Annotated in this window: 14 protein-coding genes; 6 read left to right on the forward strand and 8 right to left on the reverse strand. The window is 59.3% G+C overall.

Translation table 11 applies throughout. The features are described 5' to 3' along the window. Window positions 1-45: 45 nt before the first annotated feature. Window positions 46-372 (reverse strand): carboxypeptidase-like regulatory domain-containing protein, encoded by a 327-nt coding sequence (locus tag BGIM_RS0125885; RefSeq protein WP_020472610.1) that lies wholly within the window; start codon window positions 370-372, stop codon window positions 46-48. Between the two features lie 234 nt (window positions 373-606). Here BGIM_RS0125885 and BGIM_RS58280 point away from each other — a divergent pair, with 234 nt between their 5' ends. The 4 genes from BGIM_RS58280 (at window position 607) to BGIM_RS0125910 (ending at window position 4,337) form a co-directional block, all read left to right on the forward strand. Beyond that, window positions 607-1,038 (forward strand): TIGR03067 domain-containing protein, encoded by a 432-nt coding sequence (locus BGIM_RS58280; protein WP_020472612.1) that lies wholly within the window; start codon window positions 607-609, stop codon window positions 1,036-1,038. 161 nt (window positions 1,039-1,199) lie between these two features. After that, window positions 1,200-2,096 (forward strand): sulfur globule family protein, encoded by an 897-nt coding sequence (locus tag BGIM_RS0125900; protein WP_020472613.1) that lies wholly within the window; start codon window positions 1,200-1,202, stop codon window positions 2,094-2,096. A gap of 116 nt (window positions 2,097-2,212) precedes the next feature. Then, the gene (locus tag BGIM_RS0125905) at window positions 2,213-3,220 is read left to right on the forward strand and encodes a hypothetical protein (RefSeq protein ID WP_020472614.1); all 1,008 of its coding nucleotides are present in this window, start codon (window positions 2,213-2,215) and stop codon (window positions 3,218-3,220) included. A gap of 733 nt (window positions 3,221-3,953) precedes the next feature. Then, the gene (locus BGIM_RS0125910; RefSeq protein WP_020472615.1) at window positions 3,954-4,337 is read left to right on the forward strand and encodes a response regulator; all 384 of its coding nucleotides are present in this window, start codon (window positions 3,954-3,956) and stop codon (window positions 4,335-4,337) included. On the opposite strand, the gene BGIM_RS0125915 is transcribed toward BGIM_RS0125910, so the two are convergent. Further along, window positions 4,309-4,710 carry a response regulator gene (locus BGIM_RS0125915; RefSeq protein WP_020472616.1) on the reverse strand — a complete coding sequence of 134 codons (402 nt, stop codon included), beginning with the start codon at window positions 4,708-4,710 and terminating at the stop codon, window positions 4,309-4,311. The two genes, BGIM_RS0125910 and BGIM_RS0125915, sit on opposite strands and share 29 nt — an antisense overlap. Before the next feature lie 158 nt (window positions 4,711-4,868). Here BGIM_RS0125915 and BGIM_RS0125920 point away from each other — a divergent pair, with 158 nt between their 5' ends. Further along, entirely contained in the window at window positions 4,869-5,189 is a 321-nt protein-coding gene (locus BGIM_RS0125920) for a hypothetical protein (protein ID WP_238537720.1), read from the forward strand. A gap of 232 nt (window positions 5,190-5,421) precedes the next feature. Continuing rightward, entirely contained in the window at window positions 5,422-5,733 is a 312-nt protein-coding gene (locus BGIM_RS0125925; RefSeq protein WP_020472618.1) for an EF-hand domain-containing protein, read from the forward strand. A 29-nt stretch (window positions 5,734-5,762) separates the two neighbouring features. Here BGIM_RS0125925 and BGIM_RS52420 read toward each other — a convergent pair whose 3' ends face one another. From BGIM_RS52420 to BGIM_RS0125955, 6 genes are all read right to left on the reverse strand, one after another. After that, entirely contained in the window at window positions 5,763-7,298 is a 1,536-nt protein-coding gene (locus BGIM_RS52420; RefSeq protein WP_020472619.1) for an NADH-quinone oxidoreductase subunit N, read from the reverse strand. A gap of 150 nt (window positions 7,299-7,448) precedes the next feature. After that, window positions 7,449-9,143 (reverse strand): complex I subunit 4 family protein, encoded by a 1,695-nt coding sequence (locus BGIM_RS52425; RefSeq protein ID WP_020472621.1) that lies wholly within the window; start codon window positions 9,141-9,143, stop codon window positions 7,449-7,451. Between the two features lie 21 nt (window positions 9,144-9,164). Beyond that, window positions 9,165-11,135, reverse strand: coding sequence for an NADH-quinone oxidoreductase subunit L (gene nuoL, locus BGIM_RS0125940; protein WP_020472622.1), 1,971 nt, complete (start codon window positions 11,133-11,135; stop codon window positions 9,165-9,167). Further along, entirely contained in the window at window positions 11,128-11,547 is a 420-nt protein-coding gene (gene nuoK, locus BGIM_RS0125945) for an NADH-quinone oxidoreductase subunit NuoK (RefSeq protein ID WP_020472623.1), read from the reverse strand. Before nuoK ends, nuoL begins: the two co-directional genes overlap by 8 nt. Further along, the gene (locus tag BGIM_RS58285) at window positions 11,544-12,740 is read right to left on the reverse strand and encodes an NADH-quinone oxidoreductase subunit J (RefSeq protein ID WP_020472624.1); all 1,197 of its coding nucleotides are present in this window, start codon (window positions 12,738-12,740) and stop codon (window positions 11,544-11,546) included. Before BGIM_RS58285 ends, nuoK begins: the two co-directional genes overlap by 4 nt. A gap of 17 nt (window positions 12,741-12,757) precedes the next feature. Then, window positions 12,758-13,345, reverse strand: coding sequence for a NuoI/complex I 23 kDa subunit family protein (locus BGIM_RS0125955; protein ID WP_020472625.1), 588 nt, complete (start codon window positions 13,343-13,345; stop codon window positions 12,758-12,760). Between the last annotated feature and the right edge of the window lie 68 nt (window positions 13,346-13,413).

A 13,413-nucleotide genomic window follows, 5' to 3' on the forward strand; every position in this document is an offset into this window, starting at 1 on the left:
CTTGAAGAATGATCGTCCTCCGAATCAACAAGGGAAGCCCCGAGATCACTTCAATTCAAAGGCAACGGTTCCCTTGCCGGGCTTCACCTCGACGGTCAGGCTGGTCTGATCCGCAAAGGCATATTTCGGCGGCAGTTGCTTTCCCTCAATCGTGACCTTGTACACGCCGGGCTGGAGATGATCGATGGCAAACTTCCCCTCTTTGTCGCCGAGGCAACCGACGAATTGCCCGTTGGGAAGATGGAGCGTGACCTTCGCCATCACCGGCTGGCCCTGAAAAGTGACAAGGCCGCCCAGACTGGCCTCCTCGGCCCGTGCCGAACCGGCCAGAAACAGAACACAACACATCACGGGAATAACAGACCGGCGCATCGGAAACTCCGGAGAGAGAGGGCGGGCAATCCCGGCGATTCTACCATGACGCCGACGGGTCTCCAGCCGTATTTTTCTTGCTCGAGATTTGGACAAGAGCAATCGCCTGATGTCGAAGGGGTTTCCCCGAGAAAGACGAATCGCATGAAGATTCCCGCCAATGCCGGGACGGTATTGCTTTTGCATGTCATCATCCCGGTCGATTAAACACACTATCTCCAAAAGGAGTTCATCATGCGACAGGTCATGCTTGCGGGACTGTTTTGCTTCGTCGCGGTTTCCGGCCGGGCCAACGATGTTAAGAATCAACCCGCCCTGAAAATCGACGGTGTCTATCAAATTGTCAGCGGCGAAAAGGATGGGAAAAGACTTCCCGCCGACCATTGGGCGGGGGCCGTCGTCACGATCAACGGGGACAAGATTTACGGGACCGACAAGGACAAAAAGGAATTCTTCGCCTGCCTCTTCAAGATCGACGCCACCAAAAAGCCCTTCCAAATCTCAATGGTCAGCACAAACCCCAAAGTGGGGGACAAGGCGGACGGCCTCATCAAAGTCGACGGGGACATGGTTACCATCGCCTACAACCTGCCGGGCGGCCTTGTGCCGACAGAGTTCAAGGGCGGGGAGAAACAACACTTGTTTGTGTTGAAAAAAGTGAAGTGATGGCCGGGAGAGAACATAGGGCTGATGTTGCCTGTCAGGACGGAGATCGGCTGTTTTGGGGAGAGTAAATCGCTTGACCATCCAGACGCGGACAATTATATTTTTGTTTGTGTTTCAATGGTTCTGCCAACCATTTACCTCCCCAAAATAGGCGAGGCATCATGCCCAATATTGCCCGTGTTTTCGCCGGTCTGCTCGTTTTGGCTTCTTGGACTGGCATGGCCCGTGCCGAGGCCACCATCACCACCGGGTCCATTGAATCAATCAATCTGGCCAAGGGCGAACTGGTGATGGTTGCGTCTGGCAAGGGCCGGATCACCATCAGGATTCCAAAGGAAGTCAAGATTCGTCTGGAAGGCCGGACGGCAGAATTGACCGATTTGAAACCGGGGCAAAAGCTCTACGCCATCGGGGACAAAGTCGATCCGCGAATCTTGGTTCTCCAAGCCTCCAATCCGGAACCCTCCGGCGGCGCCGTGGTGCGGACGGTTCGCCCGGTCCCGGCTCCCGCCGTCGCCCAAGGGAACTATCCTCTTGGCGGCGGGGTCGGCTCGGTGTCGCCGGGAGGCATCCCCCCGTATTCGCCCCCGCCGGTGTACACGCCTCCATATCAATCGCCCTATCCGGCGGGCGGGTATGGCCGGCCCTCCGGCAATTACGCCCCGGCCCCTGAATGGGACGAAAACAAAGCGGCTGTCGCGTTCCTCGCCAAATTGCTGGCGGCTCACATCCTCGACCAGTTCGCCAAGGAAAACGACCAAACACCCGGCTTCGAGGCCGTCCTCGTGGGAATGTTCGCGCGAATGGCGCGGGACGCAGTGATCGAAAATGCGCTGGTCCAAGTGATGCCCAACGAGAAACCTTGGGTGATTAGCGGCGTGAAAAACATCATCACCCTGCATCTCGACGGCGAACTGACCCGCGGCAAACTGGCCGTTCAAATGACCAAAGACGAAATGATGCGATATTTGGAGCAGAAAAATCCCAATCTCGCCACGCAGGCCAAAGTGGTCGGCTTTTTGCTGGAATTCCACAACAGGATGGTTGCCCAAAAGTAACATCGCTTTTGACCAGCCGGGTTAAAAACCCGACAAATCTCTTCGGTATCGGTGTTCTCTTCACGCCGGGGCATGGCGATTGCTCGCCTTATTCAAGCCCCTGAAGAGAACACCGCATGAACACTCATCTGCATCACGCCAGCCTTCAAATCAGTGAGTTTGACGACCGGACCAATCCGGCGCTGATTGTCCCCCTGACGCCGGACGGCTCCGCGCCCGGCATCGGCGTCGAGGTTTCGGACACCCCGGCAGTGGTCGCCCCGGCCGTCGCCGGGGTCGGGCCGGTGCAGGCCGCCACGGTGGCCGCCGATCCGAACGGGCCGTCGGCCAGCCTGCCCACTCTTGTCGCCACCACGGGATCGACTCCCGCCAGCACTCAAGTCGGCCCCAGCCCGACCGGGGGATTGCTGGCCGGACTGTCAGCCCCGGTCTTCGATCAGACGATTCCGACGGCGGCCGCGAGCGCGTCAACCGGGAGTTCCGTTGCCCGCACACCGGTTGGAAACGAGGTTCCCCCCGGCGGGACTCTGGTTTCGGCCCTTCCGAACCCGACGCCGGGAAACCTTCCCGACCCGACCGCCTCGTCGGCCGGGTTGTCGGCCGCCCAACTGGCCGCGAATGTCCTGCCCATCGTGCCGCAAGCCGACAATCGCTTCCTCGGCGTCCTCAGCGGTCGCGGCCAGGGCCCCGCCGGATTCAGCCCGATTGACACCAACCCCGGCCTCGACCGGCGAGACCCGACCATCATCCCCGACCTGATCTTCCCGTCGCTGCTGCCCACGCTCTCGATTTCCACTGTCGGGTTGGTGACAAGCGAATCGAATTCGACACTGGCGCACGCTTCAACCTCCCCGGTGCCGACTCTTGCTCTGTTCAACGATCTCTCGACGGGGATCATTCCATCCTCTGCCGGATTCAATCTGGCCTCGGGCGAGCATCACACCAATGCGATGAGTTCACCCGGCCTCCTCCTGCCGGAGATGTCGTCATCCCACGATGTCCGGGAATCATCCAGCGAATCGCCGGAAATGGGGGGAATGGCCGTGCTCGCCGCGTTGGACTCGCCCCCGGATTTCCGAGTCGAAGACCACGTCACGAATTTGTATGACGGGGTGACGTGGTGAGATGAAAAAGCGAAACCAATGCCGCCCAAGCGGCGACCATTCCCAACGATGTCAGCCTGGGCACACAGCCGGGGTTTGTTGTTAACTTTTGTTGTTGAAGACGGACTGCCTCATCGGCGATCACAATCAACTCTGATTATTCGCTTGGATATGCCGTTGAAAACGAAAAAAAGACCACCCGATTACCGGCCGTCTCTCCCTCGGCTGGTCTCCGGATGGTCTTTATGCTGACCGAGTCGAACCATCAACCGGAAGACCTCTCCCATCCTTCAGTTGACGAATTCAACTCAGCGAACAAGTTAAAAGCACGCCACGTGCCATGATGCGCGTTTGCCGGGATCTTTGCCTCAAATTCACACAAAACGCCGGTAAAATACGGTGTTTTTGAAATGCATCTTTTTGAATTTTTGGCGAGACGAAATTCGTTTTCCGCGATTGATGCGCGATTTTTCATCAGTGTGTGCCTCTGTCGTGAGCGGCGACTTTCAGACATATGGTCGGTGATCGGTAATTCGGGAAGGTTGGCCCTCTCTCTGCCGCTTCAAGTTCGGACGATTCTGCCCCGCCGAGGGAGTTTGAATCCCAAATCGAACAAGCAATCTTGGCCACAGGCAGCAGTTGCTCAATTTCTATTCCCGGTTATTTTGGCGCAATCGGCACGAAACATGCCGTTAAATTGCCTGAGCGGTGATCGCCGACGATTCGCTTGCTCATCAACTCTGAGGGGACAGTCATGATCGCCGAGCCGCCCGCTTTTCCCCACATTCTTTGTGTGGATGACAACCACGACGTGTCCGATTCAAACGCCCTGATCCTCAGCCTGTCGGGGTTTGACGCGGAAGCCTGTTACGATGGCTTTGAGGCATTGAAGATCGCCAGGGACAACCCGCCGGATCTTTGCTTCATTGATTTGAACATGCCGGGGATGAATGGCGATGAACTGGCTGTGCGCCTGCGGGAACTCGATCCAAAACACTCTATGACTCTGGTGGCCGTGACGGCGATGAGCCGCGAGGAAGATGTCCGCCGATTGTCCAAGGCGGGATTTGTGATTCACCTGGTCAAGCCGACCAATCCGGAAACTCTCATCAATATCGCCATGTGTGCTCGAAACTAACGTGCGAAAGAGCGCTCAGGACATCATCCACATTCGCGGGTTTGACAAGGTGGGCGCTGATCCCGGCTCTCGCCGACCGGTCGAAATCCTCCGGCCGTCCGCAAGTGGTGACGGCGATAAACGTCGGATCGGTTTCCCCGGCTTTTTCCCGCAGAGACCGCACCAGTTCGCACCCGTCCGAATCGCGCAAACGCAATTCCAGAATGACGGCATCCGGAACCGGGTTGGTTTCCAGCGCCTCGTGGCTGGTCAGGGCCACGCTCGCATCGTATCCGTGCGTTCGCAGCAACAGGGCCATTGATTCGGCGGCATCGGGATAATCATCAATCACCATCACTGTCGGAAGAGGGCTTTTCAGGAAATCCACAGACATGTTCCTGCTCCAATTGCCGGGAAGTGAATTGGAATGGGCATTTCGATTTGTCGGGTTCATTATACCCGGCCTGCCAACCTGTAAAACGGCAAACGATATTGTGTGGGCGAATTGTAATAACTCAGGCGTGTATTTTTGTGCATCAGCCGGGTTTGAACATGTCCGCAAATCACTTTGTGCCGGCTTTGGCACGGAAGATGCCAACATATCAAGGTTTACCTAACTACTTTGAGAATCCCATGAAAGCTCTCATCAAACGTTGCTCTATCTGCCCTTCGGTTCTCAATTTCACCAATGTGGTCGTCGAGGCATTGAAAAGAGATTTGGATATCGAGGCAGAAGTCGAGGACGGAGATGAAGGAATCTTCTTGGTTTTTGTGGACGGCTCTCTGGTGATTCAACGGGACGGCGACACCCTGCCAGACATTGAAGAAGTGGAAACCGCCATCGAAATCGAGTCATCGACCGTCAGCGCTTGAGGACACCTCATTGCTCCTCCGCTTGACCCGATGTGGGCCCCCGCCACGCAAGGCCATGCGGGCAATTTCCTCCCTGAAGGAAGCGTCATACCCACAAGTTTGGCCAAGGATGGCCTGCAGCGTTACCAATTCTTTTCTATTGGCCCTCAAATTGCACCTTTTTCACTTGAGAGGCTTCTAACCTCTCGCAAATCACAGGAGACGATTCCCGCACAATTTTTGAGGGCAAATCATGGCCACCAAAGAACAACGTCGGATGATTGACGACAAAATGACCGTGTTTGTGAACACATGGTTTAACGGAAACTACAAGGCGGCGTTCAACGATTACGACACTGATCGGAACGGGGTTCTGGACAAAGAAGAATTGAAGCGGCTGTTGATGGACGCCGGGATCGGAACCGGCCTCACCCGCTGGTTGTGGGCCAACGGCATCATCGCGGAACTAGACAAAGACGGCGACAACGCCATCTCTTGGGAAGAATTCCTCGCGGTGCATGACACCGGAGGCGCCGCCAGCGGATCATCTTCCGGCCGATGGTGACCACCCTCCGGCCGGGGTTAACCCGTTGTTCACAGCCCGCCGACGGCGGCTCGTGAAAGGTTAATCATCGGCAGGGGATAGACGCCAAAAGCCACGGTGAAGACGGCGCAGATGATGGCCGTCACCCAGAGCGGGCCAGCCGTGCGTCGGGGCGTCGGGGCACTAAGGGAGGTTCGCAGGAACATGGCGTTGATGACCCGCAGGTAGTAGTAGGCGCCGATGGCGGCGTTTACCGCGCCGATCACGGCGAGGGCCACAAACAAGTCCCGCATGGGGGCGGCGGCGGGAGCGGCCAGTGCGCTCATGAACAGCAGGAACTTCCCGGCGAAACCGGCCGTCAACGGCAGGCCGATCATGCTCAACAGAAAGATGCCCAGCAGGGCGGCCGAGTAGGGATGGGTTTCCCGCAGACCGGCAACATCGTCAACGGTTTCGACCGGCCGGTTGGGGCTGTGCAGATGGCTGATGACGGTCAGCGTGCCGATGGTCATGGCCCCGTATGCCAGCAGATAAAACATGATCGCCTCGGGGCCGGTGGCGACCACCGCTTCGTCGATACCGCGATAGGCTTGAGTGGGCATCACGGCGAGACCGATCAGCATGTAACCGGCGTTGGCCACCCCGGAATAAGCCAGCATCCGCTTCAGGTTGTTTTGCAGCAGCCCCATCACATTCCCGGCGGTCATGGTGATGGCCGAGAGAATCCAGAAAAGCATCATCGCTTGTTTCACGAATTCGTTGGCGACGGCATGGGCCGAGCCAAGGAAGGCGAACAGTTTCAACAGGGCCGCAAAGCCGGACACCTTGGGGACGAAGGCGAGGAACGCCACCGTGCCGGTCGGCCCCCCTTCGTAAACGTCCGGGGCGTAGAAGTGAAACGGGAAGGCCGTGATACGGAAGCCAAGACCGGCGGTGACGAAGACGATGGCAATGATGGCCGTCGTTGATTCGGAACCGGCGACGAGACGGGGGAGAATTTCCTGGATGGCGGCGAGGTTGGTCGTCCCCGTCAGCCCGTAGATGTAGCTGAAGCCGAACAACAGCATGGCCGAGGACATCACGCTGAGCATGAAGTATTTGACGACCGCTTCCTGTCCCTTCTTGCTTTGCAAGCCCGGCAGATACAGCATCACATAGGTCGGGATGCTGACCAGTTCGAGGGCGAGGAACAGGAAGATGAGATCGTTGGCTGTCCCGACCAGCGAGGAACCGGCGGTGGCGATCAAGAGGCAAGCCATGTAATCGGAGCTACGGCGGTCATCACACTCATTCCAAGCAAACAACACGAGCGCCGCTCCGGTGGCGAAGGCCGCCATGCGCACGAACATGGCAAACTTGTCGCCAAGCAACGGCGTCACGGTTTCGATGCCCGGAACCCGCGGCAAGGCGGTGAAGTGCGAGATGGCGGCGATGGCGAGACCGCCCAAGGCGATGAACCCGGCCAGGTGCCGGTTGACGCCGCGAGCCGTCCCCAGCAGGAACAGCACGCAGGCCACCCCGACCAGGGCCACTTCCGGCACCGCCAGTTGAAAGGCTTGTTGCAACGTGTGTTCGAGGCTATTCAACTCACACCCCTGAATGCAAGGATGAAGGATGAAGGATGAAGGATGAAAATCGACAACAAGCCTTTTGATGGGTTGTTTGTCTTGTTTTCATCCTTCATCCTTCATCCTTCATCCTTTCTAACTTTTGGCCGTCTTCCCCGTCCAAACAATTCACTTCACTCGCAAACGGGCATCGTCGGCCACTTGGGCAAGACGGTCCGAATCGCGTTTCATCACGTCCAGCACCGGCTGGGCCATCACCCCCAAGAGCAGGCACAACAGGGCCAGCGGCCCAATGGCAAAGCGTTCCCGGCCGGTCAAATCCTTCACTTCACCCACGGCGGCTTGCGGCTCTTTCAACGGTCCAAAGAAAGCCGTGCGGATCATGGTCAGGGTGTACCAAGCGCTGAGGAAGATCCCGAACCCGGCGACAGCGGCGAAGACGATGCCGGTCACCTTGGTGTTTCGCATGTCGATCAGGCCGCCCATCATCAACACTTCGCTGACGAAGTTGTTCAACCCCGGCAGGCCGACGGTGGCGAGGGCGATGAAGATCATGAAGAAGGTCAGCATCGGCAGTTTGAGCCAGATGCCGCTGAAATCCGCAATCTGCGACGAGGCATAACGCCGGGTGAGCATCCCCACCAGCACGAACATGGCCCCGGTCGAGAGGCCGTGATTCACCATGTGCAATACGCTGCCGGAAATCCCAAACGAGTTGAACGACACGATGGCCAGCGCACAGAAGCCCAAGTGCGAGATGGAGCTGTAAGCCACCAACCGCCGGAAGTCAGTCTGCATGTAGGCGCACATCGCCCCGTAGACGATGCCGAAGGCCCCGAGGAAACCCAAGAGCGGCATGCCGACGGACAAGGTCGCATCCGGGGCCAATGGCAGGCAGATTCGCAAGAGGCCGAAGGTTCCCATCTTGGCCAGCAACGCCGAGAGCATCACCGTCACGCCGGGAGGGGCTTCCGAATAGGCTCCGGGCAACCACGAATGGAACGGTACCAGCGGAATCTTGACCATGAACCCGAAAGCCATCGCCAAGAACAGATACATCTGGGCGTTCTGCCAGGAGGCTTGGCCGGCTTCGTCGGCCCGCTTCATGTTCACGTCGATCAGTTCGGCCAGTTTCGGGATCGAGAACGTCAGTTCGCCGGTGCGGTCGTAAACGTAAAGCACGGTGCCCGCGAGGCCGACGAGGGTCATGAGACCGCCGGCCAGCGTGTACAGGAACAATTTGCGGGCGGCATCCCGCCGGTTCGGCCCCGGTCCCCAGCCGCCGATGAGGAACAGCAGGGGAACCAGCGTGAGTTCAAAGCAGACGTAGAAGAACAGCAAGTCGAAGCTCAGGAAGGCTCCCGTCACGCCTGCTTGCAAGAGGAACAGCCATGAGTAGTAAGCCCCGAGACGATCCGTGACGGTGTCCCACGAGAGCAACACTACCGGGAGCAGCATCACACCGGCGAGACCGATGAGCCAGATGTTGAGGCCATCAATGCCGATGAAGAACTGGGCCGCTTTGATCTTGGGATGGCCGCTGGAGAACGGCATCACGTCAAATTTGGTGGTGAAGGTTTGCTTGCCGTTGGTCATCGGATCGCCGGGGACGCATCGGGGGGCGAACACCGGGCCGCTCCGCTTCTCACGGATGTTCGTGAGAGCTTCCAAACCGGCGGTATCCTGCACCTCGAACATGCCCCCGGCCACGATGACAATCGTGAGCAGCAGTTGCGCGATGGCGAAGCTCAACGCGGCCATGCGGGCTTTCTGGCCGTCCAGAAATCGCAGCGCGACGCCGGCGGCGATCGGCAGGAGCAGAAGGCCGGGCAACAGGGTTCGGATCAGGTCGGAAGTCAGCATCGGTAATTCACGGGATCCGTTTTACTTGGCCACCAGCACGAGGTAACCGACAATTGCCGCCAGGCCCATCGCCATCGAGAGGGCGTAAAACTGTACCAGTCCGTTTTGCAGCGGACGAATCAAATCCGCCAGGAAGCGGGGGACCATCGCCACCAACCGAACGAGGTCATACACGATGGCCTCGCACAATTTGCAAAAGCCCGCGATCATCAGGAACGGTTGCACGATCAGGACGTTGTAAATCTCGTCCACATAAAGCTTGTTCAGCGAAGCGTAATACGGCGTCTTCAGATTCTTGGCGAGATTGTCGGCCGACTGGCTATTGCCTGCGTACATCGCCCACGCCACGCCAATTCCCAGCAAGGCCACCGCTCCGCTGCCGATCATCAACGGCCAGTTCAAATGATGCTCGGCCACCCGCCCGGCGTCGGCTTGCACCAGCGTCTTCGCGTGGCCGAGGAAATGGCTGAACCAATGCGTGAACGGTTCGGCCACAATACCGACGGCCAGCGCGCCAATGGCCAAAACCAGCAGCGGAATGTTCATCACCCATGTTTCATGCGGGTGAGCCCCTTCGGGCATCTTCAGCGGTCCCCAGAAGGTACGGAAGTAGGCCCGGAAGGTATAGAAAGCGGTCATCGCGGCAGTGGTGATCGCCACGCCAAACAGTAGGTAATACAGCGTGCCGAAGCGTTTGCTCTCTCCGGCTTCGAGGGCCGATTCCAAGATCATGTCCTTGCTCCAGAAGCCGGAGAGCAAGGGAAGCCCGGCCAAGGCGGCCGCCCCGCACAGAAAGGCGAGGTGCGTCACCGGCAGCTTCTTCCGGAGGCCGGAGAAGAGCCGCATGTCGATCTCATCGTGCATGGCGTGCATCACGCTACCGGCCGACAGGAACAGAACGGCTTTGAAAAACGCATGGGTGAACAGGTGAAACACGGCGGCGGTAACGGCAAACGACGGAACCACCGGGCCGGCACAACCGAGGGCCAGGAACATGAACCCAAGCTGGCTCACGGTCGAATAGGCCAACACCCGCTTGAGATCGTTCTGGGTCAGGGCGATGTACGCCGCCAGAATGGCCGTGAACGCTCCGATGACGGCCACCGTGGCTTGCACCGCCGGGCAGAGCGTGAACAGGGCGGCACACCGGGCCAACAGATACACCCCGGCGGTCACCATCGTGGCCGCGTGGATGAGGGCCGACACCGGGGTGGGGCCTTCCATCGCGTCCGGCAACCAGACGTAGAGCGGGAACTGAGCCGACTTGCCGACCGCCCCGCTGAACACCAGCAGACAGGCGGCCGGGAACAGGTACGGATGGGCGTTCACCATCTCCGCGGCTTTTTCAAAGATGAACTGGTAGTTGAAGGAGTTCCGGCCGGCCATCTGCCAGAGCAGGAACGATCCGAGCAACAATCCCACGTCCCCAAGCCGGGTGACGAGGAACGCCTTCCGGGCGGCGGCGGCGGCCGAGGGCTTGTCGTGCCAGTAGCCGACGAGCAGGTAGCTGCATAGGCCGACCCCTTCCCAACCGGCGAACATTAGCAGGAAGTTATCCGCCAGCACCAGCAGGGTCATGGAGGCCAGAAACAAACTCACGGCCGCGAAGAAACGGGGATAACCCGGCGAACCGTGCATGTATCCGATGGAGAACACAACGATCCAGGTGCCGATGAACGTGATGCCGATCAGCATGATGCCGGACAGTTGATCGGCCTCAAGGCCGAAATCGGCCGAGAGTTTCGTGGTCGCTGTGGCGACGGAGAACCACGAGATCGGTTCGCCGGTGCGGTCCTGCGGAAAATGCACGTCCGCTTCGCCGATGTTGCTCACCACCGTCAGGGCGGCGGCACAGGACAACGCGGCACACAACACGGCCGGGACATGCGCCCACTTCCGCAGTTCCTTCACGGAACCGAAGGCGACGCACAGCAACGCGCCAAGCAACGGCAACGCGGGAACCGCCAGCAACAGATTGGAGGGTTCAAACATTGGTTTCCTCCAACGGCCGCTTCGGGGCGATGCCGGCTTTCGTCAGAATGGGGTCGGCGTCCTCGGGGGTGGTCGTCAACGGCTGGGCGTCCGTCGTTTCGTCGATCCCCGCCTCGCGGAGATCCTGCCACACGCTCACGTCCAAGGTCCGCTTCTTGCGGTACAGACTCAGAAACAAGGCGAGGGCAATCCCCGCCTCGCACGCGGCCACCGCGATAATGAACAGAGTGAAAACCTGTCCGTGCATGTTGCCATGATGCCGGGAGAAAGCCACGAAATTGATGGCCACGCCTTGCAGCATCATTTCCGCGCTGAGGAACATCACAATGAGGTTCCGGCGGGTCAGGAAGCCGATCAGGCCGAGGGTGAACAGCACGGCCCCGACCGCGAGGTAATGCGAGATGGTAATCATCGGGGATGCTCCCGCCGTCCGCCGGCGATGACGATGGCCCCGACGGTGGCGACCAACAGGAGGGTTCCGGCCAGTTCGACCGCCAGCAAGTGATCGGTGAACAACACCCGGCCAAGGGCGGCGATGTTCGCGGAAGGCATCTTCTTCATTTTCAAATCTGGATCTGGCTCAAGCAGCACGGGGGTTGACCGAGCCTCGGGCGGTTGTTCCGCGAAGGATTCGGGGTTGTCGCCGGGCTTCGTGATTTGCCGCACCTGGCCATAAGGCGAGAGAGTCACTCCCTCATGGGGAATGCCTCCTTCTCGAATCCTTTTCAGGTAAGTCAGCGAGGCGGCAATGGTCATGGTGTCGTCGCGGATGGCATCCATGTCCGAGTCTTTGAACGGCGTTCGTTCCAAGTCGGCAATGGCGTTCTCGGCCGCCCGCACGCGGATATCCCAACCCAAGGCTTTGTCTCCCGGTTCCGGGGCGGCGAGTTTCATTCTCGCCAAGGCGGCCTTTGATCGGCTGACAAATGATTTGGCTCGCGGCGTCAATTCCACCGGCTTGCCCATGTCGCCATCTTTGCGAACGGTCAGATATTCGGAATCAACCTTCTCAGAGGCAGCCAGTTGGATTGACTCGCTGATCACCGATTCGACGCTTCGATTGTCATACACCCGTTGCAGGCCAACCAGTAAAGTGGCCAGCAACACGAAACCCGTCCCGACCGCCAGCACGGGCTCGCGGGATCGCAAATCGGCGTTTGATGGCCCGTTTTGGTGGGAGAGCATGATCACGAACAGGAACGTGACGATGATCGCCCCGGCGTAGATGATGATGGTCGCCGCCATGAGGAACGGAGCGGCCAGCAACAGGAACAAGCCACATGTGCTGAGAACCACCATTGCGAAACACAAGGCCGAGCGGCCGGGGTTCGGGTTGGTGATCATCAGGGCCGCGAACAGGACGGCCGTTCCGGCGAAGCCGAAGAACAGGATGGCCTCCACGGTGGCGGGAACGGTTTGCCCCAACCCTTGCAACAGGAAGCCAGCCAGCCCGGCGAGAGCAACCACCCCGGCGATGGCGCCCCCGAAGAGGGGGCGCTTCTGCGGGGATGGCAGCAAATACCAGATGGCTAACGCCCCGGCGACCACGGGCGTCAGCACGGTCCAGTTGAGGGCGTTGTCGGTGGTGTCAGCCAGAAGAATCAAGGGAGCCTCGGAGGGTCTCATTTCACGGTCGGGAGTTCGGCGGCCGGTCCAAGCAGACCGGATCGCGTGCGCACGGGGTCGGTGATCTTGTTGCCCCGATGAGGGTCGGGCTTCGTCGTCTGGTCAAACACGCTCAACAGCTTTTCCTTGTCGAAGATCATCTGCTCACGGCTCAGGCCCGTGAGATCGTACAGCGTGGTGAGTTCGATGGCGTCCACCGGGCACGCCTCCTCGCACATGCCGCAGTAAATGCACCGGAGTTCGTCGATCACGAAGGTTTCCGGATACTTCTCGCGGTCCTTCCATTCGGCCGGGGCCGGGGCGGCCACGATATCGATGCAGTGGGCCGGGCAGGCGGTCGCGCACATGTAACAGGCAACGCACTTCACCCGGTCATTCGTGTCCCGGTTCAACCGGTGAACGCCGCGATAGTTCGGGGGAAGCTCCGGTTCCTGCTCCGGATATTGTTCGGTCTTCACCTGCGGCTTGAAGATGTGGCCGACCGTGATGGACAGCCCCTCCATGATGGCGGGGATGTACATTCGCTCCAGGAAGCCGATCTTCGGCTCCTCGATGAATCGCACGCTCGCGGATGATGCGGACATCAACAATACCCCGTTCTCGCCAAGCTAACCGTTCCAAAGTTTCAGGCTGCCAACGCTCGCCGCCGGTG

The organism is Zavarzinella formosa DSM 19928, from assembly GCF_000255705.1.
Lineage (GTDB): Bacteria > Planctomycetota > Planctomycetia > Gemmatales > Gemmataceae > Zavarzinella > Zavarzinella formosa.